A 239-nucleotide genomic window follows, 5' to 3' on the forward strand; every position below is an offset into this window, starting at 1 on the left:
AGTGATTATACTCGTTAATTTAGCTTGGTTTATGATGAGCAAGCCTACTGTGCTCGCATCAGAAATTGGCATAATGCGAGTTGGTCTGATAGCAAAAAGAGCGGCGATAATCTCAGTAGCTTTTCGCTCGTCATTGGTCAAGAAATCGCGAATACGCAGGATGATAGGAATATCAATGTGGCTGCTCAGACCGAAACGGTTTATGAAGGTCAGATGAGCTATGATAGCAGTGACGCGCA

General features: G+C 43.9%; 1 pseudogene. It reads left to right on the plus strand.

Annotated features, from left to right (window positions below):
- Positions 1–24: 24 nt before the first annotated feature.
- Positions 25–239, plus strand: a pseudogene (locus tag V6252_RS13000) (3-methylcrotonyl-CoA carboxylase); the annotation flags it as partial.

Source organism: Psychrobacter proteolyticus (assembly GCF_038155145.1).
GTDB lineage: Bacteria > Pseudomonadota > Gammaproteobacteria > Pseudomonadales > Moraxellaceae > Psychrobacter > Psychrobacter proteolyticus_B.